Raw genomic sequence first — 22,225 nt, forward strand, 5'->3', positions numbered from 1 at the left:
GGGCCGCCTCTGAGGCCGCGACGGCCCGCACCCCTCCGGGGTGCGGGCCGTCGTCGTGTCTAGCGCATGTCGGCCAGACGGGCGTCGAAGCCGGCGACGGGGTACCGCTCACGCCGGGCGCCGACCGCCAGCAGCACCACGCCCACCACGAGCGCCCCGGACACGGGCAGCGGCAGCGCCAGCACGGCCAGGCCGAGGGCCAGCGCCACCGTGGTCCAGGCGGCGATCAGCAGCGGAGCCCGCACCGCCCGCCACGCGGCCACGGCCATCACCGCGGCGGCCACGAGCAGCACCAGCACCGGGCGGGTGCTCCCGGGCGCCACCACCGCCCACACCACCGACGGCACCGCCGCGACCAGCAGTCCCGGACCCCACGCCGGCCAGGACGGTCCGCCGGCCAGCCGCGGCCCCGCGGCGAGCAGCAGTCCCAGCGCTGCCGGCAGCGTGTACGCCTCGACCACCGACCAGCCCGCGAGCGCGGCGGCCGTCCACGCGGCCACCACCAGCTGGGCCGCGCCCGCCCGCCACGCCGGGGAGCCCTCGGGTGCGCCCCTGCGCGGGTCCGGCGTGTGCCACACGAACCAGCCCCAGGCGCAGGTCAGCAGCCCCTGCGCGGCCAGCTGCACCGCCAGCATCCCCCGGTCCCGAGCGAGGACCAGCAGCACCACGGCCAGGGCTGCGCACACCGCGCCGGTGACGACGGTGGCCCGCCGGGTCTGCGGGTCGAGCACCAGGCCCGCGCCGAGCGACGCCGCGTAGAGCACGCCCAGGAAGCCCGCGGCTCCGCCGACGCCGACCAGCCCGCTCGCGGCCGCGACCAGTGCGGCGGCGGCCAGGCAGCCGACCGCCGCGGGGGCGGCCACCGGCCGGTCGTCCCCGCGCAGCGCCGCGACCAGCACGCACGGCAGCGCGGTGAGCACCAGCAGGAGGACCAGCTCCAGCCACCGCGACCCGGCGACCAGCTGGCCGACGCTCAGCACCACCAGCGTGCCGCCGGTCGCCAGGGCCGCCGGCAGGAACAGTCCGCGCACCCAGCCGGTCAGCAGTGCCGCGGCGGCCGCGGCGAGCAGCACCCCGGTGTAGCCGGCGAGCAGCACCGCACCGGGTCCGGGAGCGCCCAGGGCGCCGCCGAGCGCCGCGCCCGAGACCGCGCCGGCCAGCACGGGGACCGCGACCGGTGGTCCGAGCAGCGGCTCCAGCCGGCGCACCAGCCGGGCGGCGACCAGCTCCAGCGCAGCGGCGACGGTCAGCGCGGCCGACGTCCAGCGGGCGGCCGCGTCGTCGCTCCACGCCGTCCCCAGGGCGCCCAGCACACCGGCTCCCCACCACGGCGCGGTGGTGACCAGGGCGACCCGCGCGACGAGCCGTCGGGCGCCGAGCGCCACGCCGAGCCCGACCAGTGCGACGGTCAGCAGTTCGGCGGTGCGGACGACGCCGGCCTCGGATCCGTCCAGGGCGCGCACCGCGGCCAGCTGCAGGGCCAGCCAGGCCGCCAGCGGCCAGGTGGCGGGGCGCGGGAGCAGCCGGGCGAGGACGAGGAAGACCCCGCCCAGCACCAGCGGCGGGACGACGGAGCCGCGCAGCAGCGGGGTCCCGGCGTCGGCCCCCAGCACGGCCAGCGCCACCGCCGCGGCGGCGAGCGTCTCCTCGGTGGCGCGCAGCCGGGCGCGCGACCCCCAGGCCGAGGCACCGGCGGCCGCGGCGGCGAGCGCGAGCAGCAGCACCCGTGCGGACCCGCCGCCGTAGACCGCGGCCGCTGCTCCGCCGGCGCTGACGACCAGCACGGCGCCGACGACCAGCAGCAACTGCGACGGACGGGCGCGGTAGCGGAGCGGCGGCGCCGGCGCTGAGCCCACGGCCTCCCCCTCCCGCGTCCGTGCGACCGGTCCACGGTAGGGCGGGGCGCCCCCCCGGCGCGCTCCGGTCGCTCAGCGCATCTGCACCACCCAGGCCACCGCCTCGCGGGCCTGCTGCCGTCGGCGCTCGTAGGTCGCGCCCAGCGCCAGCAGGAGCAGGCCAACCACTGCCAGCGTCAGCCACCGCGGGGCCAGCGGCGCATAGGGCGTCAGCCGGCCCAGCACCACGAACGCCAGCGACGCGGCGCCCACCACGAACGGCGCCTGCCGGTGGGTCAGCGTGCCCACGACGGTCAGCGCGCCGGCGGCCAGGACGACGAGCACCAGCCGCAGCGCCGACGGATCGGCGACCACCACCAGCGCGGAGGGGACCAGCGCGGTGGCCACCGCAGCGCCCTCCGCCGCCCACGACCGTGCGCCGGCCCGCAGCTGCGGCAGGGCCACGACCAGGAGGCCCGCCGCGGCCGGCAGCGTGTAGACCTCCACGGTCTGCACCGCCGCGCCGCCCGCGGCCACCCAGCAGGCCACGACCAGGTCGGCGACGGCGAGCACCGCCACGTCGCGCCGCTGCGCCACGAGCGCGTAGGTCCCGGCTGCGGCGCCGGCCACGGCGAGCTGGACGGCCACCTGGCCCCAGGCCCCCGTCTCCGCCGTGGACCCCGCGGCCAGCAGCGTGGCGACGGCCGCCGCGCCGGCCGCTGCCCACTCCTCCGGCCGGCCGGCGCGCGCGGCGGCCAGCGCGAACCCGGCCGCGGCGACCAGCACCAGGAGGAGGCCGGCGACGGCGGGGGTGAGCCACCCGGCGTCCCGGGTGAGCAGCGCCGCCCCGACCGGGCACAGCAGCGCGGCGACCGTGGCGCGCGGCCGGATCGCGGGGAGCCGTGCCGCGGCCAGCGCCGCGGGCACCGTGCCGGCGAGGAGGACGAGCCCGAGGACGCCGGTACGGCCATCCGCCCCCAGCAGCACCGCGCCACTCGCGGTGAGCACCCCGCCGCCGGGAAGCAGGGCGGCCAGCGCCGTCCGGCGTGGCGCGGCGGGCACGGCCGCGGTGAGCAGGACGAGGCCCAGCGCGGCGGCGACGACCCAGCCGGGCAGGTCGGCGCGGGCCAGCGCGCCGGTGAGCGCCAGGGCGGTGGCCGCGGCACCTGCGGCGGCCACGGCTGGGGCCGCGGGGAGCCGGGCGGCCAGCCGCGCGTCCTGCCGCAGCAGCAGCCCCACCGCGCCGGCGGCCGCCAGCAGGGCGGTTGCGGTCCACGCGTCGACCGCCGTCCCCACCCAGGCGACGAGCACGCCGCCGGCCACCGCCGCCGCCGCCCACAGGGTCGCCAGGACCTGCGCGACCGGTGCCAGCACCCGGCGCAGGCGCAGCACGACCGCCACGTCGAGCAGCGCGCAGCCCAGCACGGCCGCCACCCCGGCGGCCCCGGCGATGGCGTCCTCGGGGAGGAGCAGGAGCGGGACGAGCTGCACCGCGAGCAGGGCGACCAGCGGCCACGTGAGCGTGCTGCGCGTCAGCCGGCCGAGGCCCAGCGCGACCGCCGCGACGAGGGCGCAGGAGACCGCGGTCCACAGCCGCACCGGGACGCCGTCCAGCCCCCACAGCCCCAGCGCGTGCGCCGCGCCGAGGTCGACGGCGAGCAGCGCCGCTCCCGCCGCGGCCAGCGCCTCCTCGGTGGCCCGCAGGCCGCGGCGCGCCGTCCACGCCGAGACGCCGCAGGCGGTGGCGGTCACGGTCGCCATCACGGCGGACTGGAAGACCAGGCCCAGCCGGGTCCAGGCGACCGCGACGAACGCGATGCCGGCGGCCACCACGAGCAGCGCGCCCAGAGCCAGGAGCACCTGCTGCGGGCTGACCCGCCGCGGCGGCCGGCCGGGCGGCGCGGGGAACAGCGGCGGTGGAGCGGCGACCGGTGGCGCCGGGGGAGCGGGGGCGGCGGGCGGGGCAGGGGCCGGAGCCGGGCGGGGGAGCGCGGTCGCCGTCCGCAGCGTGGCCAGGAGCCGGTCGCGGTCGCGCGACAGCTCGTCGATCGTCGCCCCGATGCGGGCGACGACGCGGGCCGCCTCGCCGACGGCGGGCAGCCCGCAGGAGGGGCAGGGTGCCGGCCCCGGTCCGGCGCTCGGCAGGCCGCACACCGGGCACGGCGGGCCCCACGATGGGCCGGACGTCGAGGTCATGGCCGAGATGGTGGCGTGCCGGGGGTCCGCGTGGGAGCCGCTTCCCCCGTCTGTGGACGACGGGCTGCCGCCGACGTCACCCGAAACCCGGTCGGGCGCGGGCCGCCGAGCGCCTATCCTGGGATCAGTGATCACGACGACCGGCCTCGAGCTGCGCGCCGGGGCACGCGTCCTCATCAGCGACGCCGACCTCCGCGTGCAGCCCGGCGACCGCATCGGCCTCGTCGGCCGCAACGGCGCCGGCAAGACCACCACGCTCACCACGCTCGCCGGGGAGCGGCTCCCGCACGCCGGCAAGGTGGAGGTCACCGGGGAGATCGGCTACCTGCCGCAGGACCCGCGCAGCGGCGACCTCGACACCACCGCGAGCGACCGCGTGCTGTCCGGCCGCGGGCTCGACGTGCTGCGCGCGCAGATGACCAAGGCGCAGGTCGCGATGGCCGAGCCCGCCGACGACGCCGAGCGCGACCGGGCGGTGCGCCGCTACGGGCGCCTCGAGGACCAGTTCGCCGCGCTCGGGGGGTACGCCGCGGAGAGCGAGGCGGCGCGCATCTGCACCGCGCTCGGGCTGCCCGACCGCGTGCTGGCCCAGCCGCTGCGCACCCTGTCCGGCGGTCAGCGGCGCCGCGTCGAGCTCGCCCGCATCCTCTTCTCCGACGCCGAGACGCTGCTGCTCGACGAGCCGACCAACCACCTCGACGCCGACTCGATCACCTGGCTCAAGACGTTCCTGGCCGCGCACAAGGGCGGCCTGATCGTCATCAGCCACGACGTCGAGCTGCTGGACGCCGTCGTCAACAAGGTGTGGCACCTGGACGCCAACCGGGCCACGGTCGACGTCTACAACCTCGGGTGGAAGCCCTACCTCGCCCAGCGGGAGACCGACGAGCGCCGGCGGCGGCAGGAGCGGGCCAACACCGAGCGCAAGATCGACGCGCTGACCGCGCAGGCGGACAAGATGCGCGCCAAGGCCACCAAGGCCAAGGCCGCGCAGAGCATGGACAAGCGCGCGCAGCGGCTGGCCGCGGGGCTCGAGGAGGTCCGGGTCGCCGACCGGGTGGCCAAGCTGCGCTTCCCGACGCCGGCGCCGTGCGGGAAGACGCCGCTGACCGCCGAGGGGCTGTCGAAGAGCTACGGCTCGCTGGAGGTCTTCACCGACGTCGACCTGGCCGTCGACCGGGGCGCGCGGGTCGTCGTCCTCGGGCTGAACGGCGCCGGGAAGACGACGCTGCTGCGGATGCTGGCCGGCACCGAGGTGCCCGACACCGGCGAGGTCAAGCCCGGGCACGGGCTGCGCGTCGGCTACTACGCGCAGGAGCACGAGACCCTCGACCACGACCGCTCGCTGCTGGAGAACATGCGCGCGGCCGCCCCGCAGAGCACCGACACCGAGCTGCGCCGGATCCTCGGCGCGTTCCTGTTCTCCGGGGACGCCGCCGGCCAGCGCGCCGGCACGCTCTCCGGCGGTGAGAAGACCCGGCTGGCCATGGCCACGCTCGTCGTCTCCGGCGCCAACGTGCTGCTGCTCGACGAGCCGACCAACAACCTCGACCCGGCCAGCCGCGAGCAGGTGCTCGACGCGCTGCGCACCTACACCGGGGCGATCGTGCTGGTCACCCACGACGAGGGCGCGGTGCGCGCGCTCGACCCGGACAAGGTGATCCTGCTGCCCGACGGCACCGAGGACGCCTGGAGCGAGGACCTCGCCGACCTGGTCGAGCTGGCCTGAGCCACGGGGCGGGCCGCCGTCCGAGGCGGCCTCCGCACGTGGGTGGAGTCGGTCCACCTGGTCACCCGTTCGCGTGGCCGTCGTCGTCCTCCTGGGTGATCATGAGGAGGTGGGACGCCGAGGTCAGCGGGGCCCGGCGCCGACGGGACGAGCAGCCTCGACGGGCCAGGGGCCCGCGGCTGGTTGCTGACGGAGGGGAGTCATGGCCGACTCGAGCACCGCGGACCTGAGCAAGGGCAAGCGCATCACCGGGGGCGACCGCACGTCGCTGGCCGACGAGCTGCGCAAGCGCTACGACGGCGGGGAGAGCATCCGGTCGCTGGCGTCGTCGACCAACCGGTCCTACGGCTTCGTGCACCGGCTCCTGTCGGAGTCCGGCGCCACCCTGCGCAGCCGCGGGGGAGCCAACCGGAACAGCAGGAAGAGTTGAGCGGTCCCGACCAGGACGGGTGGGTGAGGACGGCTCGCGACGGCGTCGTCCTCACCGTCACCCTCGACCGGCCGGACCGGCTCAACGCGCAGACCCCCGCCACCTGGGCGGCGCTCGCCGCCGTGGGAGCAGCCCTGGACGACGACGTGCGGGTCGTCGTCGTCCGCGGCGAGGGGCGCTCGTTCTCCGCGGGCCTGGACCGCAGCCTGTTCAGCACCGACCCCGGCACCGCCGGCGGCCTCGGCCAGCTGGGACGGCTGCCCGCCGAGGAGACCCAGGAGCGCATCCGCCGCTACCAGGGCGGGTTCCGGTGGCTGCGCTCGCCGGGGATCGTCTCCGTGGCGGCGGTGCAGGGGCACGCCATCGGCGCCGGCGCGCAGCTCGCGCTCGCCTGCGACCTTCGCGTGCTGACCGAGGACGCCGACCTGCGGCTGCCCGAGGCCACCCTCGGGCTGGTGCCGGACCTCACCGGCACGAGCACGCTCACCGAGCTGGTGGGCTACTCGCGGGCGATGGAGATCTGCCTGACCGGCCGGCCGGTGCCGGCCGCCGAGGCGCTCGAGCTCGGGCTGGCCAACGCCGTCGTCCCCGCCGACGCGCTCGACGGGGCGGTCGGCGCGCTGGTCGCCGCGATCACGGCGGCGCCCGTGGGGGCCAGCCGGGAGACCGCGGCACTGGTCCGCTCCGCCGTCCGCAACGACCCGGAGACCCAGGACGCCGCCGAGCGGGCCGCCCAGACCCGGCGCCTGGCCGAGCTGGTCGGCGGCCGCTGAACCGTCGGAGGGCACTGCCAGACTGCCTCCGGAACAGCCCGCCCGGTGGGGGTGTTGGCCGGTCGGGAGAGGGGGTGGCATGGACATGAGCGGTCCCATGACCTCCATGGCGGCGATGCGGTCCTTCCGCCGCGACCCGTCGGTCGTCGCGCGGGAGCTGCCCAAGGGCACCGTCCGGCGCATCCTCGGCATCGCCCGGCCCTACCGGCGCGACCTGACCTGGTTCGTGCTGCTGGTGGTCGGCTCGTCGGTCATCGGTGTGCTGACCCCGCTGCTGGCCGGGCGGATCGTCAACCACATCGCGAGCCTGGAGGGGACGGCGGGCGACGTCGTCCGCATCGCGCTGCTCATCGCCGGTCTCGCGGTCGTCGACGCCGGCATCTCGCTGGCCACCCGCTGGTACTCCGCGCGCATCGGCGAGGGCGTCATCTACGACCTGCGCAGCCGGGTGTTCGAGCACGTCCAGCGGATGCCGGTCGCCTTCTTCACCCGCACCCAGACCGGAGCGCTGGTCAGCCGGCTGAACAACGACGTCATCGGTGCCCAGCAGGCCTTCACCTCGACGCTGTCCGGGGTGCTGTCCAACGCCATCGGCCTGGTGCTCACCGCCGGCGTCATGTTCTCGCTGTCCTGGCAGATCACCGCGCTGTCGCTGGTCCTGGTGCCGGTGTTCGTCCTGCCCGCGCGCCGGATCGGCCGGCGGCTGCAGGAGATCACCCGGGAGTCCTACGGGCTCAACGCCTCGATGAACGCGACGATGACCGAGCGGTTCAACGTCGCCGGCGCGCTGCTGGTCAAGCTCTTCGGCCGGCCCGAGGCGGAGGCCGAGGGGTTCCGGGGCCGGGCCGCGCGGGTCCGCGACATCGGCGTCCTGTCGGCCATGTACGGCCGCACCTTCTTCACCGCGCTCACCCTCGTGGCGGCGTTGGCCACCGCGCTGGTCTACGGCCTCGGCGGGTGGCTGGCCTTCACCGGGTCGCTGAGCCCCGGCGACGTCGTGGCGCTGGCGCTGCTGCTGTCCCGGCTGTACGGCCCGCTGACGGCGCTGTCCAACGTCCGGGTCGACGTGATGAGCGCGATGGTCAGCTTCGACCGCGTCTTCGAGGTGCTCGACCTGCAGCCGATGATCCGCGAGGAGCCCGGCGCCGTCCCGGTGCCCGCGGACGGCCGGTCGATCGAGTTCGACCACGTCTCCTTCAGCTACCCGTCGGCCGCGGACGTCTCGCTACCGTCACTGGAGGACGTGTCGCTGCCCGAGCACGGCGGGCCCACGGCGGTGCTGCACGACGTCTCCTTCCGCGTCGAGCCCGGCCAGCTCGTCGCGCTGGTCGGCCACTCCGGTGCCGGGAAGTCGACCATCGCCAACCTGGTACCGCGGCTGTACGACGCGACCAGCGGCACCGTGCGGGTCGGCGGCATCGACGTGCGGCGGGCCACGCTGGCCTCGTTGCGCGACGCGATCGGCGTGGTCACCCAGGACGCGCACCTGTTCCACGACACGATCCGCGCCAACCTGCTCTACGCCCGGCCGCAGGCGACCGACGACGAGCTGTGGGCCGCGCTGGGCGGCGCCCGCATCGCCGGGCTGGTGCGGTCGCTGCCCGACGGCCTGGACACCGTCGTCGGCGACCGCGGCTACCGGCTCTCCGGCGGGGAGAAGCAGCGGCTGGCGATCGCGCGCGTGCTGCTCAAGGCGCCGGGCATCGTGATCCTCGACGAGGCCACCGCGCACCTCGACAGCGAGTCGGAGGTGGCGGTGCAGCACGCGCTGGACACCGCGCTGGAGGGCCGGACGTCGCTGGTCATCGCCCACCGGCTGTCCACCATCCGCAGCGCCGACCAGATCCTCGTGGTCGACGACGGTCGCATCGTGGAGTCGGGCACGCACGCCGAGTTGCTGGCGCTCGGGGGCCGGTACGCCGACCTCTACCGCACGCAGTTCGCCGTCGGCGAGGGGCGAACGGTCGGCGCGGCGTGACCACTACCGTCACTCCTGTCCCAGCAACGCAGGAGGAGCCAGCGTGACGTCCGCGCACCCGAACGACGCCCAGATCCGCGGTCTCTACGCCCAGTTCCTCGACGGTTGGAACCGACGCAGCGGCGCCGCGGTCGCAGCCGCCTTCGCCGACGACGGGGACATCATCGGGTACGACGGCACCCACCACCACGGGCGTCTGGCCATCGCGGCCGACTTCCGGCAGATCTTCGGGAGCCATCCGACGGCCGCCTACGTCGCGGTGATCCGCTCCGTGCGACCGGTGGCGCCGGGCGTGGCGATGCTGCTGGCCCACGCCGGGATGATCCCGCCCGGGGACAACGACATCGACCCGCGCTACCACACGGTCCACACGGTGGTCGCGGTCGACGAGGGCGCCGGCCGCTGGCGGATCTCCCTGCTCCAGGCCACCCCCGCGGCCTGGCAGCAGCACCCGGGGGGCCGCGAGGCGCTGACCCAGGAGCTGCGGGGGCTGCTCGCAGCCCAGTGACCTGCCGATTCATCATCCCGGTACAGCCACTGTAGGGACTGCCCGAGGCATGGCCCTCCTGCAGGGTCCCGCCGCGAGCTGGCGAGTGGTGGAGGAGGGTCCTCTCACAGCGGTCTCCGGTTGGGTTGACGGGTCGGGGTGAGCGGGTGGGTGGGCCGGTGGCCCCCGATCGGGGTGATACGCCCCCCGGTGCCGGGTCGGGCCGGACGACGCCTTCTGCGTCCCGGGGCGCGTCGGCCGGACACCCTCCCGTGGCGGCTCCACCCCTGCTTACACAGGGAAGCAGGGGTGGAGGTTCCGCACAGGTGCTGCACCCGTGCGGGCTCGTCGGCGGTTGCTGCCGTGCTCGATCCGGGGGCTCTCGGCGGTGTCTCCTCCGCACGACGCGTGCCCGCTCCGTCCGGACTCCCGGGTGACACCGACCCCGCCAACCCACCTGAGAATCGCTGTCAGTGCAGGACCTGCTGTCAGTGGAGGACCTTGAGCCCCACGACGCAGCCGACGATCCCGGCGAGCAGCAGCAGCCGCACCAGGGACGCCGGCTCCTCGCCGGACACCATGGCGATCACGACGGTCAGCACCGCGCCGATGCCGACCCACACCGCGTACGCCGTCCCGACGGGCAGCTCGCGCATCGCGTAGGCCAGCCCCAGCATGCTCAGGAGCAGGGCGACGGCGAACACCACCGACCGCTCGTCCGGGGGCCCGTGGGGGCCCACCCCCATGGGCCCAGACCGCGGGCCTCCCGTCAGGCCGACCAGGCGGCGACCGCGGCGTCGTAGCGGTCGAGCAGGACGGCGGCGATGCGGTCGTCGGGCAGCAGGGGAGCGGTGACCGCGTCCGCGCCGGCCCCGCCGAGCTTGTCGTGGAAGTGGCCGGGCGCCAGCAGGTAGGCGGCGAGCACCACCCGCCGCGCGCCGGCGGCCCGGGCGGCGGCGACGGCCTCGGGCACCGGGGGCTGCGCCGCCGAGCCGTAGCCGGTCGTCACCGGTCCGGTCCAGCGTTCCTGCAGCGCGGCCGCGGTGGCGTCGACGTCGGCGACTGAGCGCGGGTCGCTGGAGCCGGCGGCGGCGAGCACCACGGCGGTGGCCGGGTCGTCGGGGTCGGCGCCGGCGGCGAGCAGCCGGTCGTGCAGGACGGCGACCAGCCGCGGGTCGGGGCCCAGCGGACGGGCGGCGCGGGCCGCGGCGTGCTCGCGCACGGCCCGGGCGATGTCGACGTGCACGTGGTAGCCCCCGGACAGCAGCAGGGGGACGACCACCGCGGGCCGCCCGTCCCCGGCCAGGCCCGCCACGACGTCGGCCACCGTGGGCGGCTGCACGTCGACGAACGCCGCCGTGGTGACCAGGCCGGGGCGCAGTTCGCGGGCGGCGAGGGCCAGCTCGGCGATCAGCCGCCGGCCGGTGGGGTTGCGGGTGCCGTGCGCGCAGGCGACCAGCACCGGCGCACCGGTCACGGCGTCCACGGGTCCGCCTCCGCGGCCGCTGCGCTCCTCGCTCGCCGGCGCTCGCTGCGATGCTCACGCCCACGTCGGCTCACGGCGTCCTCAGCCGCCCACCGTCCACCGCGACAGAGGTGCCGGTGACGTAGGAGGCGGCGGGGGAGAGCAGGAAGGCGGCCACCCGGCCGAACTCGGCGGGCTCGCCGACCCGGCCGAGCGGGATGCCGGCCTCGGCGCAGGCGCGGGCGCGGTCCGGGTCGCCGGAGGCGTCCTCGCGCTCGACGACCAGTTCGGTGGCGAAGGTGCCCGGCAGCAGGCCGACCACCCGGATCCCGCGGGGGGCCAGCTCGTCGGCCAGCTGCTTGGCGGTCATGGCCAGGCCCGGGCGCAGGCCGTTGGAGACCGCCAGGTCGGGCAGCGGGGAGCGGGCGGAGGTGGAGAGCACGAAGCCGATCACGGCGCCCGCGCCGAGGTGGGGGACCAGCGCGCGCACCAGCCGGAGCGGACCGAGCAGCACGGCCTCCATGCCGTCCCGCCAGGCGTCCTCGGGGGTGTCCAGCACGGTTCCGGGCTCCGGGCCGCCGACGCTGATCAGCGCGCCGTCCACCCGGCCTAGCCGGTCCCGGGCGGCCGCGACCAGCCGCTCGGCCGTGTCGGCGGCGGTGAGGTCGGCGGCCAGGCCGTGCGCCGCCGGCGGCCCGCCCAGCGTGGCGACGGCGGCGTCCACGGCGTCGGTGGCGCGCGCGTTCACCAGGACGCGCGCCCCGTCAGCGACGAGGGCCTGGGCCGCCGCGAACCCCAGCCCCCGGCTCGCGCCGGTGACCAGGTATCCGCGGCCGCCCAGGCCCAGGTCCATGCGGGGGATCAGCCGCGCAGCGAGCGCAGCACGTACTGCATGATCCCGCCGTTGCGGTAGTAGTTGGCCTCGCCGGGGGTGTCGATCCGCACGGTGGCGTCGAACTCGACGTCGCCGGCCTTCACCTTCACCGTGCGCGGCGTCTCGCCGTCGTTGAGCGCGGTGATCCCGGTGATGGTGAACTCCTCGTCGCCGGTCAGGCCGAGGGACTCGCGGTCCTGCCCGGCCGGGAACTGCAGCGGCAGCACGCCCATGCCGATGAGGTTGGAGCGGTGGATCCGCTCGTAGCTCTCGGCGATGACCGCCTTGACGCCCAGCAGCGCCGTCCCCTTGGCCGCCCAGTCACGCGACGAGCCCGAGCCGTACTCCTTGCCGGCCAGCACGACCAGCGGGATGCCCTGCTCCTGGTAGGCGACCGACGCGTCGTAGATCGTCGTCGTCTCGCCGGTGAGGTGGTTCTTGGTGACCCCGCCCTCGGTGCCGGGCACCAGCAGGTTGCGCAGCCGGATGTTGGCGAAGGTGCCGCGGATCATCACCTCGTGGTTCCCGCGCCGGGAGCCGTAGGAGTTGAAGTCGCGCCGCTCCACGCCGTGCTCGCGCAGGTACTTCCCGGCCGGGCTGTCGGGCTTGATCGACCCGGCGGGGGAGATGTGGTCGGTCGTCACCGAGTCGCCGAGGACGGCGAGGGTGCGGGCGCCGGTGATGTCCTGCACCGGGGCCGGCTCGGCCGGCATGCCCTCGAAGTACGGGGGCTTGCGGACGTAGGTGCTCTCGGCGTCCCACGCGAAGGTGTCACCGGTCGGCGTGGGCAGGTTCTGCCACTGCTCGGTGCCGGCGAAGACGTCCTCGTAGCTGCGGCCGAACTGCTCGGCCGAGACCGCCTCGTCGATGACCCGCTGGACCTCCTGCGGCGAGGGCCAGATGTCGCGCAGGTACACGTCCTGCCCGTCCTTGCCCGTGCCCAGCGGCTCGGTGGTGATGTCGACGTCCATCGAGCCGGCCAGGGCGTAGGCGATGACCAGCGGCGGCGACGCCAGGTAGTTCATCTTGACGTCGGGGTTGATGCGGCCCTCGAAGTTGCGGTTGCCCGACAGCACCGAGACGACGGCGAGGTCGGCCTCGTTGACCGCGGCCGACACCGGCTCGGGGAGCGGACCGGAGTTGCCGATGCAGGTGGTGCAGCCGTAGCCGACCAGGAAGAAGCCCAGCTTCTCCAGGTACGGGGTGAGGTTCGCCTTCTCGTAGTAGTCGGTGACGACCTTCGAGCCCGGCGCCAGCGTCGTCTTGACCCAGGGCTTGCTCTCCAGGCCGGCCTCGACGGCCTTCTTGGCCAGCAGCGCGGCACCGATCATCACCTGCGGGTTCGACGTGTTGGTGCAGGAGGTGATCGCGGCGATGACCACGTGGCCGTGGTCGACGTAGGTCTCGGTGCCGTCCTCGAGCACCACGCGGGTGGGCTTGGAGGGGCGGTCCGGGACGCGGTCGGGGACGACGTGGTGCGGCTTGCCGGCGTCGCCGTTGCCGTGCGCGAAGGGGCTCACCGGGTCCGAGGCGGGGAAGGACTCCTCCGAGGCCTCGTCGGCGGCCGACTCGGTGTCGCGCGGGGCGTCGTCGTCGTCCTTCTGCATCTCGTCGACCGGCGCGTAGGTGGGCAGCGCCTGCCGGAAGGAGGCCTTGGCGTCGGACAGCGAGACGCGGTCCTGCGGGCGCTTCGGGCCGGCGATCGAGGGGACGACGGTGGAGAGGTCCAGCTCCAGGTACTCGGAGAAGACCGGCTCGCGGGACGGGTCGTGCCAGAGGCCCTGCTCCTTGGCGTACGCCTCGACCAGCGCGACCTGCTCCTCGCTGCGGCCGGTCAGGCGCAGGTAGCCGATGGTCTCCTCGTCGATGGGGAACATCGCCGCGGTCGAGCCGAACTCCGGGCTCATGTTGCCGATCGTGGCGCGGTTGGCCAGCGGCACCGCCGAGACGCCCTCGCCGTAGAACTCGACGAACTTCCCGACCACGCCGTGCTCGCGCAGCATCTCGGTGATGGTGAGCACCAGGTCGGTGGCGGTGGAGCCGTCGGGGAGCTGGCCGGTCAGCTTGAAGCCGACCACGCGCGGGATGAGCATCGACACCGGCTGGCCGAGCATCGCGGCCTCGGCCTCGATGCCGCCGACGCCCCAGCCCAGCACGCCCAGGCCGTTGACCATCGTGGTGTGCGAGTCAGTGCCCACGCAGGTGTCGGGGTAGGCGACGACGCGGTTCCCCTCCTGGCGCGGGAAGACCACGCGGGCCAGGTGCTCGATGTTGACCTGGTGGACGATGCCCATGCCCGGGGGGACGACCTTGAAGTCGTTGAAGGCGCCCTGGCCCCAGCGCAGGAACTGGTAGCGCTCGCCGTTGCGCTGGTACTCGATCTCGACGTTGCGCTCGAACGAGTCCGGGGTGCCGAACACGTCGGCGATGACGGAGTGGTCGATGACCAGTTCGGCCGGCGCCAGCGGGTTGATCTTGCCCGGGTCGCCGCCGATCTCGGCCATGGCCTCGCGCATGGTGGCGAGGTCGACGATGCAGGGGACGCCGGTGAAGTCCTGCATGACCACGCGGGCCGGGGTGAACTGGATCTCCTGGTCGGGCTCCGCGTTCGGGTCCCAGTTCGCCAGCGCGCGGATGTGGTCGGCGGTGATGTCCGCGCCGTCCTCGGTGCGCAGCAGGTTCTCGAGGAGGACCTTGAGGCTGAAGGGCAGCCGCTCTGCGCCCTCCACCGCGTCGAGCCGGTAGATGTCGTAGTCGGTGCCGTCGACGCTCAGCGTCGCCCGCGCTCCGAAGCTGTCCTTGCTGGCTGCCACTTCTCTGCGCCTACCCCTCAGCTGGTCCGTCGCGCTGCTTGCCACCCTGCATCATCCCAGGGCCCCGCCACCCTGCGGAGGTCAGGCGACCCTTCCTCGTCCCGAGAGGCTGCCCCGGGGGGCTCCTCGCGGCCCCTCGACGACCGGGTGAGCTGATCGATCCGGCTCCTGGCTCAGCACCGGGGTGAGCGAGGAGCCGGATGGGTGGTCCGGGCTGATCGTCGGGGGAGGGGCTCCTACGGTGGGCGCCGTGACGCCTCCTGGCTGGCTGACCGGCGCGCGGCGCGTGACCGTGCTCACCGGCGCGGGCATCTCCACCGACAGCGGCATCCCCGACTACCGGGGGCCCGACGGCCTGTGGACCCGCGACCCGGACGCCGAGAAGCTCGTGACGCTGTCCTACTACGTCGCCGACCCCGACATCCGCCGCCGGGCCTGGCTGATGCGCCGCGACACCGCGCCCGACGCCCGGCCCAACGCCGGGCACGCCGCGCTGGTGGACCTGGAGCGGCAGGGCCGGCTGCGGGCGCTGCTCACCCAGAACGTCGACGGGCTGCACCAGGCGGCCGGGTCGTCACCGGATCTGGTCGTCGAGCTGCACGGCACGGTGCACGCCGTCGAGTGCCTCGCCTGCGGCGACCGGACGACGATGGCCGAGGCGCTGGCCCGCGTCGCCGCCGGCGAGCCCGACCCGGCCTGCCGCGTCTGCGGCGGCATCCTGAAGTCGGCCACGGTGAGCTTCGGCCAGACGCTGGACCCGGCGGTCGTCGAGGCGGCGGTGGAGGCGGCGACCGACTGCGACGTCTTCCTCGCCGTCGGCACCTCGCTGACCGTGCACCCGGCGGCCGGGCTGACCGACCTGGCCCAGCAGTCCGGCGCGCGGGTCGTCGTCGTCAACGCCGAGCCGACCCCCTACGACCACCTCGCCGACCTGGTCGTGCGCGAGCCGATCGGGACGTCGCTCCCGCGGCTGCTGGCGCCGTGACGCGGGACGAGCCGTTGGGCCGGGCACGCCGGCAGGCGCTGCTCGCCCGCTACCGCGAGCTGGTGGACGCCGAGCTGCCGCGGCGGGCGCGGGAGGGCCGCTGGGTGGTGACCGCCGACCACTGCTTCGGGCGGATCCTGCTCGACCACGCCGTCGGTGGGCGCTGGTACGACGTGCTGGACCGGCGCCGCTCGCCGGCGTCCGGCCAGCTGGACGACGACCAGCTGGCCGCCGCGGTCGCGCTGGCCGAGCGGGTGCTCGCCGAGGGCGACCCGCTGCTGCGTGCGCTCGACGCGCAGAGCCTGGCCTGGCGCGGCAAGCGACCGAAGCGGTGAAGCTGCTGGCCGTCCACCTGGCGCTGACCGCGGCCTACGCCGGCTTCCAGTGGACGGTGCGGGCGCTGGTCTACCCGCAGTTCGCGCTCGTCCCGCCGGCGGTCTTCCCGGCCTACGAGCGCCGCCATCAGCGGCGGATCACCCGGGTGGTGGGCCCGCTGTTCGCCGGGCAGGGCGTCACGACGTCGTGGCTGCTCGTCGCCCGGCCGGAGGGGACGCCGCTGCTCCCGGTCCTCCTCGGCGCGGCCTGCCTGGCCGTCGTCCTCGGGGCCACCGCGCTGGGCGCCGTCCCGCTGCACCGCCGGCTCGGGACGGCGTGGGACGACGCGGCGTACCGGCGGCTGCTGCGGGTCGACACCGTCCGCGCGGTCGCGGCCACGATCGGGACCGCCGCCGCGCTGGCCGCGCTGCTCGGCTGAGCCGGGGACCACCGGACCACGAACGGCCGCTAGCGTGATCGGCACCACGTCGAGCGGCCGGCCGGCTGGTCGGCCCGAGGACCCGGGAGCCCCGATGCGCGTGCCCTTGACCACCCGAGACTTCCTCGACCGCGCCGAGCTGGTCTACGGCGACCGCGTCGGGATCGTCGACGAGCCCAACCAGCCCGCGCCCTCGCTGGGGGAGGTCACCTACCGGGAGGTCGCCCGGCGCGGGCGCGCGCTCCAGGCCGGCCTCGACGCGCTCGGCGTCGGGGAGGGCGAGCGGATCGCCGTCGTCAGCCACAACGCCGGCCGGCTGCTGGAGTGCCTGCTGGCGCTGCCGTCGTCCGGGCGGGTCGTCGTCCCGGTGAACTTCCGGCTGCAGCCGGACGAGGTGAGCTACATCGTCGGGCACTGCGGCGCGCGGGTCCTCTTCGTCGACCCGGAGCTGGAGACCTCGCTCAAGCGCGTGGAGGCCGAGCACCGGTTCACCACCGGCGAGGAGTACGAGCAGCTGCTGCGTTTCGACACCGAGCCGGTGCCGTGGTCCGAGCCCGACGAGGACGCCACCGCCACGATCAACTACACCAGCGGGACGACGGCCCGGCCCAAGGGCGTGCAGATGACCCACCGCAACGAGTGGGTCAACGCGGTCACCTTCGCCATGCACATGCAGCTCAGCGACCGCGACGTCTACATGCACACGCTGCCGATGTTCCACTGCAACGGCTGGGGCCTGCCCTACAGCACGGCCGGCGTCGGCGCCCGCCAGGTGGTGCTGCGCAAGGTCGACGGCGCGGAGATCCTGCGGCGGGTCGAGCAGCACGGCGTGACCGTCATGGCCGGGGCGCCGGCGGTGTGGAACGCCGTCCTGGACGCCGCGGCCGAGTGGGACGGCGAGGTCCCCGGGCGCGACCGGGTGCGGATCATCGTGGCCGGCGCCCCGCCGCCCTCGAAGACGATCGCGCGGGTCGAGGCGGAGCTCGGCTGGGAGTTCAACCAGATCTACGGCCTGACCGAGACCGCGCCGCTGATCACCATCAACCGGCCGCGCGCCGAGTACGACGACCTGGAGCGCGAGGAGCGGGCCAAGCGGCTCTCCCGGGCCGGGGTGCCGGCGCTGGGCACCCGGCTGCAGGTCAGCGAGTCCGGCGAGGTCCTGGCCCAGGGCAACACGGTTCTCGCCGGTTACTGGAACAACCCCGACGCCTCGGCCGAGGCCCTCGAGGGCGGCTGGTTCCACACCGGGGACGGCGGCAGCATCGACGACGGTGGCTACCTCACCATCTCCGACCGCAAGAAGGACGTGATCATCACCGGCGGTGAGAACGTGTCGTCGATCGAGGTCGAGGACGTCGTCTTCAGCCACCCGGCGGTCGCGGAGGTCGCGGTCATCGGCGTCCCGGACGAGAAGTGGGGCGAGATGGTGACCGCCGTGGTGGTCGTCGCCGAGGGCCAGCAGGTCACCGCCGAGGAGATCGTCGCCCACTGCCGCGGCCGCATCGCCGGGTACAAGATCCCGAAGCGGGTGGAGTTCCGCGACGAGCTGGCCCGCACCGCGACCGGCAAGATCCAGAAGTTCAAGCTGCGCGAGGCCTTCTGGTCGGACTCCGACCGCCAGGTGAACTGAAGAAGGGCCCCTCCAGGAGGTCCCCGAGGCCGTGAGGGGACCTCCTGGAGGGGCCGCGGCGGACACCCCATTTCCGGCAGCGGCATCCCCCCACGTGGGGAGTGCCCGCTCAACCCCTTCCTTGATCTTGTCGTTCCGGCACCGGAGTGCGCCTCCGGGCGCCGGTCGACGAGGTCGTGAGGAAGGTCGGACGTGGGCAGGACGGACGAGCGGGAGAGCCATCCGAGGCGCTCCGGGTGGCTGGCGCGCGCAGCCGGGACGGCGGTCACCGCCCTGGTCCTGGCCGGCCTGGTGCCGGGGACGGCCGTGGCCGCCCCCGGGGACGACGAGGTCGCCGCCGCGCAGACCGGGCGCGACGCCGCGGCCGCCCGCGTCGGCGCGATCAGCGCGCAGCTCGCGCAGGCCCAGGAGCGGGTGGACGCCGCCCGCCGGGGCGCGCAGATCGCGCTGCAGGAGTACGAGGTCCGGCAGGCCGCGCAGGAGGAGGCGCGCGTCGCGGCGGACGCCGCCGCCGCTGCTGCCGAGCGGGCTGCTGCCGAACTGGGGCGCGGCCGCGACCAGGTGGTCGCCTTCGCGCGGTCGAGCTACATGCAGGGCAGCACCACCCCGGGGACGGCCGCGCTGGTCACCGCCGAGGGTCCGGCCCAGCTGGTGGAGCGGGCCGCGCTGCTCGAGGCCGCGGGCGGCCACCGGGTCGACGTCGTCGCCGAGCTGACCGTCCTGGAGCAGCAGGCCGCCGCGGCGGACGTGGCGGCGCAGACCGCGGTGCGGACGGCCGACGAGGCCGAGGACGCCGCGGCCGGGGCCCTGGCCAGCGCCCAGGAGCAGGAGGTCTCGGCGCGCGCCCAGGCCGCCGAGCTCGCCGACCGGCGCGAGGTGCTGGAGGCCGAGCTGGCCGAGGCGCAGGAGGTCCTCTCCGGCACCCGGGGTGCGGCTGCCGCGGCAGCTGCTGCCGAGGCCGCGACCGCCGCGGCGCAGGCGCGCCCGCCGGCGCCGAGCACGCCGTCGGTCTCCTCGTCGGCGGGGTCCCCGGAGCGGAGCGCGTCGTCCTCCGGCTCGTCCTCGTCCTCCCGCGGTGGCTCGCCGACCGGCACGGACACCACGGCCGGCGATCCGGCCGGGTCGGTGGTGCAGCGGGCCATCGCGGCGGCGAAGAGCCAGCGGGGGCTGCCCTACAGCTGGGGCGGCGGCAACGCCAACGGCCCGACGTGGGGCATCCCGCCGGACACCGACGTGTTCGGGTTCGACTGCTCGGGCCTGACCGAGTACGCCTACGCGCAGGCCGGCGTGCGGATCGGCGGCACGAGCCGCGAGCAGTACTGGCGCTTCCGCGACCGGACGGTGGCCGCCGACGACCTGCAGCCCGGCGACCTGGTGTTCTGGGGCGAGACCGCCGACCACACGTCGATCTACCACGTGGCGCTCTACATCGGTGGCGGCCAGGTCGTCCAGGCGCCGCAGAGCGGGGACGTCGTGCGCATCTCGGACATGTGGTTCGGCCGCGACTACTACGGCGCCGTCCGGCCGACCGCCTGACGGAGAGCCAGCCTTCCCCCACGCCTCGCGAGCTCGGCGCGGGACCCTGGAGGACGGCCGTTCCAGCACGTCGCCAGGCTCGCGGCGGCCGCCTGCAGGGACCGAGGGGACCCGGGACGGGGTCAGGAGATGGGGCGTCGGGCAGCCACGGGGGGAGCTGCCCGACGCAGGACCGAGGCTAGCAGTCGGCGGGGGCTGCGGGCAGGTGTGTGCACGCGTCCCGTGCTCCCCGGGCGTCGCTCACCGTCGGTGTCCGATCGGCTCGCCCGCGTGCGTGCCCAGCTGGCCCCCAGGAACGTGTAGGACACTGGCGGGGACGGGCACGCCGCCCGTCGCCGGCCCCGCGGCGCCTCGTCGGACCCGGGGCCGTGGACCGGCACGATCAGGGAGTTCCGTGAGCAGCGCCGCCAGCACCCCGCTCGACCAGTCCGCCGGGCAGCCGGTCCCGCCGTCGGTCGACGCCGCCCGCCTGGAGCGGGTGCTGTTCGAGATCAAGCGGGTGATCGTCGGTCAGGACCGGCTGGTCGAGCGGATGCTCGTCTCCCTGCTGGCCCGGGGCCACGTGCTGCTCGAGGGCGTCCCCGGCGTGGCCAAGACCCTCGCCGTCGAGACGCTGGCCACCGTCGTCGGCGGTCGCTTCGCCCGCCTGCAGTTCACCCCCGACCTCGTGCCCGCCGACATCATCGGCACCCGCATCTACAAGGCGGGGCAGGACGCCTTCGACACCGAGCTGGGCCCGGTGTTCGCCAACTTCGTGCTCACCGACGAGATCAACCGCGCGCCGGCCAAGGTGCAGTCGGCGCTGCTGGAGGTGATGGCCGAGCGCCAGGTGTCGATCGGCGGGGTCACCCACCCGCTGCCCGACCCGTTCCTCGTGCTGGCCACCCAGAACCCGATCGAGTCCGAGGGCGTCTACCCGCTGCCCGAGGCCCAGCGCGACCGCTTCCTCATGAAGGTGCTCGTCGACTACCCGAGCCCGGAGGAGGAGCGCGAGATCATCTACCGGATGGGCTCGACCCCGCCGGTGCCCGAGACCGTCCTCGGCCCCGAGGACCTCGTGCGCATGCAGCGCACCGCCTCGCAGGTGTTCGTGCACCACGCCCTCGTCGACTACGTCGTCCGGCTGGTGGTCGCCACCCGCGCGCCGCGCGAGCACGGCATGGAGGACGTCGCGCAGTGGGTCTCCTACGGCGCCAGCCCGCGCGCCTCGCTCGGGCTGATCGCCGCCGGCCGTGCCCTGGCGCTGGTGCGCGGCCGCGACTACGTGCTGCCGCAGGACGTCCTCGACGTCACCGCCGACGTGCTGCGCCACCGGCTGGTGCTCTCCTACGACGCGCTGGCCGACGGCGTGCCCGCCGACCACGTGGTCAGGAGGATCCTGCAGACCGTGCCGCTGCCGCAGGTGGCCCCGCGCCAGCGCTCCGGCGGCTTCGGCCCCGCTACCCCCGGCGGCCCCTCGGTGCCGGCCGCGCCGCCGTTCGGCGCGCCGCAGTTCGGCCCGCCCGGACCGCAGTACGGCCAGCCGGGGCAGCCCTACAACGGCCCCGGCCAGCCCGGTCCCGTGCCGCCGACCGGTCCCTTCGGTGCCCCGGCCCAGCCGGCCGCGGGTCAGCCCGGCCCGGCGCCGCAGGTCCACCCGGACCCGTCCGCCAACGGCGCCGAGCGCGGGTCCTCGCCGACGTGATCCTGCGTCGCCGGTCCGGCGGCGCCACGACTCCGGAACAGGCCCCGGAGCAGGCCGGCCCTCCGCCCACCCCGGGTTCCGGCATCGACCCCGGGGCCGGGGACGGCGCCCCGCCGCACTTCGCCGAGGGCCCGGCCGACGTCCTGCTGCAGCGCCTCGAGCTGACCGTCCGGCGCCGGCTCGACGGGTTGCTGCAGGGCGACCACCTCGGCCTGGTGCCGGGCTCGGGCACCGAGGCCGGCGACTCCCGCACCTACCACCCGGGGGACGACGTCCGGCGGATGGACTGGCCGGTGACCGCGCGCACCCAGGTGCCGCACGTCCGCGAGACGATCGCCGACCGCGAGCTGGAGACCTGGGCGGTGGTCGACCTCTCGGCCAGCCTCGACTTCGGCACCGCCAACTGCACCAAGCGCGACCTGGCCATCGCCGGGCTGGCCGCGGTCAGCCACCTCACCGTCCGCGGCGGCAACCGGCTGGGCGCCGTCGTCACCACCGGCGAGCGGGTCGACCGCTACCCGGCCACCGCCGGACGGCTGGCCGCCGACCGGCTGCTGCGGGCCGTCGTCGCGACGCCGCGGGCCGCCGGCGGGCGCCGGGGCGACCTCGCCGCCGCGCTGGAGTCGCTGCGCCGTCCACCGCGCCGCCGCGGCCTGGTGGTCGTCGTCTCGGACTTCCTGGGCTCCGACGCCCAGGGCGCGCCCGACTGGGAGCGCCCGCTGCGAGGCCTGAGGGCCCGGCACGAGCTGCTGGCCATCGAGGTGGTCGACCCGCGGGAGCTGGAGCTGCCCGACGTCGGCCTGCTCACCGTCGTCGACCCGGAGACCGGCCAGACCCTGGAGGTGCCCACGGGCGACGCAGGCTTCCGGGCCCGCTTCGCCGAGGGCGCCGCGGCCCAGCGGCGGGCCATCGCCGCTGCGCTGCGCCGCGCCGGTGCCGGGCACCTGCAGCTGCGCACGGACCGCGACTGGCTGATGGACGTCGTCCGATTCGTCGCGGACCGACGACGGGCGGGCTCCGGAGGCGCGTCCCGATGACACCTCGCGACCGCCGGCG

18 protein-coding genes are annotated in these 22,225 nt (G+C 75.7%); 12 read left to right on the forward strand and 6 right to left on the reverse strand.

Annotated elements, in window-relative coordinates; translation table 11 throughout:
• Positions 1-59: 59 nt before the first annotated feature.
• On the reverse strand, positions 60-1,856 hold the full coding sequence (locus BLS21_RS09975; protein ID WP_091217182.1) for an SCO7613 C-terminal domain-containing membrane protein: 1,797 nt from the start codon (positions 1,854-1,856) through the stop codon (positions 60-62).
• A 72-nt stretch (positions 1,857-1,928) separates the two neighbouring features.
• The gene (locus BLS21_RS09980) at positions 1,929-4,031 is read right to left on the reverse strand and encodes an SCO7613 C-terminal domain-containing membrane protein (RefSeq protein ID WP_091217184.1); all 2,103 of its coding nucleotides are present in this window, start codon (positions 4,029-4,031) and stop codon (positions 1,929-1,931) included.
• A 127-nt stretch (positions 4,032-4,158) separates the two neighbouring features.
• On the opposite strand from BLS21_RS09980, the gene BLS21_RS09985 reads away from it, so the two are divergent.
• The 5 genes from BLS21_RS09985 to BLS21_RS10005 all read left to right on the forward strand — a co-directional run bounded on the left by BLS21_RS09985 (position 4,159) and on the right by BLS21_RS10005 (position 9,449).
• Positions 4,159-5,760 (forward strand): ABC-F family ATP-binding cassette domain-containing protein, encoded by a 1,602-nt coding sequence (locus tag BLS21_RS09985; RefSeq protein ID WP_091217187.1) that lies wholly within the window; start codon positions 4,159-4,161, stop codon positions 5,758-5,760.
• Positions 5,761-5,962: 202 nt separating this feature from the next.
• Complete coding sequence (locus BLS21_RS09990) at positions 5,963-6,190, forward strand: helix-turn-helix domain-containing protein (RefSeq protein WP_091217190.1); 228 nt, start codon at positions 5,963-5,965, stop codon at positions 6,188-6,190.
• A gap of 23 nt (positions 6,191-6,213) precedes the next feature.
• Positions 6,214-6,963 carry an enoyl-CoA hydratase/isomerase family protein gene (locus BLS21_RS09995; protein WP_245700244.1) on the forward strand — a complete coding sequence of 250 codons (750 nt, stop codon included), beginning with the start codon at positions 6,214-6,216 and terminating at the stop codon, positions 6,961-6,963.
• A gap of 85 nt (positions 6,964-7,048) precedes the next feature.
• Positions 7,049-8,941, forward strand: coding sequence for an ABC transporter ATP-binding protein (locus BLS21_RS10000; RefSeq protein WP_175479523.1), 1,893 nt, complete (start codon positions 7,049-7,051; stop codon positions 8,939-8,941).
• Between the two features lie 43 nt (positions 8,942-8,984).
• Positions 8,985-9,449, forward strand: a complete 465-nt coding sequence (locus BLS21_RS10005; protein ID WP_091217199.1) for an SgcJ/EcaC family oxidoreductase — start codon at positions 8,985-8,987, stop codon at positions 9,447-9,449.
• 467 nt (positions 9,450-9,916) lie between these two features.
• Here the strand turns inward: BLS21_RS10005 and BLS21_RS10010 are convergent, their stop codons facing one another.
• The 4 genes from BLS21_RS10010 to BLS21_RS10025 form a co-directional block, all read right to left on the reverse strand.
• Complete coding sequence (locus tag BLS21_RS10010) at positions 9,917-10,174, reverse strand: DMT family transporter (RefSeq protein ID WP_091217202.1); 258 nt, start codon at positions 10,172-10,174, stop codon at positions 9,917-9,919.
• A 23-nt stretch (positions 10,175-10,197) separates the two neighbouring features.
• Positions 10,198-10,914 carry a sirohydrochlorin chelatase gene (locus BLS21_RS10015; RefSeq protein ID WP_091217205.1) on the reverse strand — a complete coding sequence of 239 codons (717 nt, stop codon included), beginning with the start codon at positions 10,912-10,914 and terminating at the stop codon, positions 10,198-10,200.
• Between the two features lie 70 nt (positions 10,915-10,984).
• Complete coding sequence (locus tag BLS21_RS10020) at positions 10,985-11,746, reverse strand: SDR family oxidoreductase (RefSeq protein ID WP_091217207.1); 762 nt, start codon at positions 11,744-11,746, stop codon at positions 10,985-10,987.
• An 8-nt stretch (positions 11,747-11,754) separates the two neighbouring features.
• A complete protein-coding gene (locus BLS21_RS10025; RefSeq protein ID WP_091217209.1) occupies positions 11,755-14,580 on the reverse strand; it encodes an aconitate hydratase in 2,826 nt (941 codons plus the stop codon).
• 250 nt (positions 14,581-14,830) lie between these two features.
• On the opposite strand from BLS21_RS10025, the gene BLS21_RS10030 reads away from it, so the two are divergent.
• The 7 genes from BLS21_RS10030 (at position 14,831) to BLS21_RS10060 (ending at position 22,206) form a co-directional block, all read left to right on the forward strand.
• Positions 14,831-15,565, forward strand: a complete 735-nt coding sequence (locus BLS21_RS10030; RefSeq protein WP_091217619.1) for an SIR2 family NAD-dependent protein deacylase — start codon at positions 14,831-14,833, stop codon at positions 15,563-15,565.
• The gene (locus BLS21_RS10035; protein WP_245700245.1) at positions 15,562-15,900 is read left to right on the forward strand and encodes a hypothetical protein; all 339 of its coding nucleotides are present in this window, start codon (positions 15,562-15,564) and stop codon (positions 15,898-15,900) included. Before BLS21_RS10030 ends, BLS21_RS10035 begins: the two co-directional genes overlap by 4 nt.
• Positions 15,897-16,319: a DUF1772 domain-containing protein gene (locus BLS21_RS10040; protein WP_091217212.1), complete on the forward strand. Its 423-nt coding sequence runs from the start codon at positions 15,897-15,899 to the stop codon at positions 16,317-16,319. Before BLS21_RS10035 ends, BLS21_RS10040 begins: the two co-directional genes overlap by 4 nt.
• 94 nt (positions 16,320-16,413) lie before the next feature.
• Entirely contained in the window at positions 16,414-17,949 is a 1,536-nt protein-coding gene (locus tag BLS21_RS10045) for a long-chain-fatty-acid--CoA ligase (RefSeq protein WP_091217215.1), read from the forward strand.
• A 192-nt stretch (positions 17,950-18,141) separates the two neighbouring features.
• On the forward strand, positions 18,142-19,485 hold the full coding sequence (locus tag BLS21_RS10050) for a C40 family peptidase (RefSeq protein WP_091217217.1): 1,344 nt from the start codon (positions 18,142-18,144) through the stop codon (positions 19,483-19,485).
• Between the two features lie 394 nt (positions 19,486-19,879).
• Entirely contained in the window at positions 19,880-21,169 is a 1,290-nt protein-coding gene (locus BLS21_RS10055; protein ID WP_091217219.1) for an AAA family ATPase, read from the forward strand.
• The gene (locus BLS21_RS10060) at positions 21,166-22,206 is read left to right on the forward strand and encodes a DUF58 domain-containing protein (protein WP_091217222.1); all 1,041 of its coding nucleotides are present in this window, start codon (positions 21,166-21,168) and stop codon (positions 22,204-22,206) included. The genes BLS21_RS10055 and BLS21_RS10060 overlap by 4 nt, the downstream gene beginning before the upstream one ends.
• Positions 22,207-22,225 lie beyond the last annotated feature (19 nt).

The sequence above is a fragment of the Geodermatophilus siccatus genome, from assembly GCF_900103785.1.
Classification (GTDB): Bacteria; Actinomycetota; Actinomycetes; order Mycobacteriales; family Geodermatophilaceae; genus Geodermatophilus; species Geodermatophilus siccatus.

Coding starts and splice junctions, on each gene's coding strand:
- BLS21_RS09980 (WP_091217184.1), bottom strand. CDS start 4,031: ATGACCTCGACGTCCGGCCCATCGTGGGGCCCGCCGTGCCCGGTGTGC.
- BLS21_RS09990 (WP_091217190.1), top strand. CDS start 5,963: ATGGCCGACTCGAGCACCGCGGACCTGAGCAAGGGCAAGCGCATCACC.
- BLS21_RS10000 (WP_175479523.1), top strand. CDS start 7,049: ATGAGCGGTCCCATGACCTCCATGGCGGCGATGCGGTCCTTCCGCCGC.
- BLS21_RS10010 (WP_091217202.1), bottom strand. CDS start 10,174: ATGGGGGTGGGCCCCCACGGGCCCCCGGACGAGCGGTCGGTGGTGTTC.
- BLS21_RS10020 (WP_091217207.1), bottom strand. CDS start 11,746: ATGGACCTGGGCCTGGGCGGCCGCGGATACCTGGTCACCGGCGCGAGC.
- BLS21_RS10045 (WP_091217215.1), top strand. CDS start 16,414: ATGCGCGTGCCCTTGACCACCCGAGACTTCCTCGACCGCGCCGAGCTG.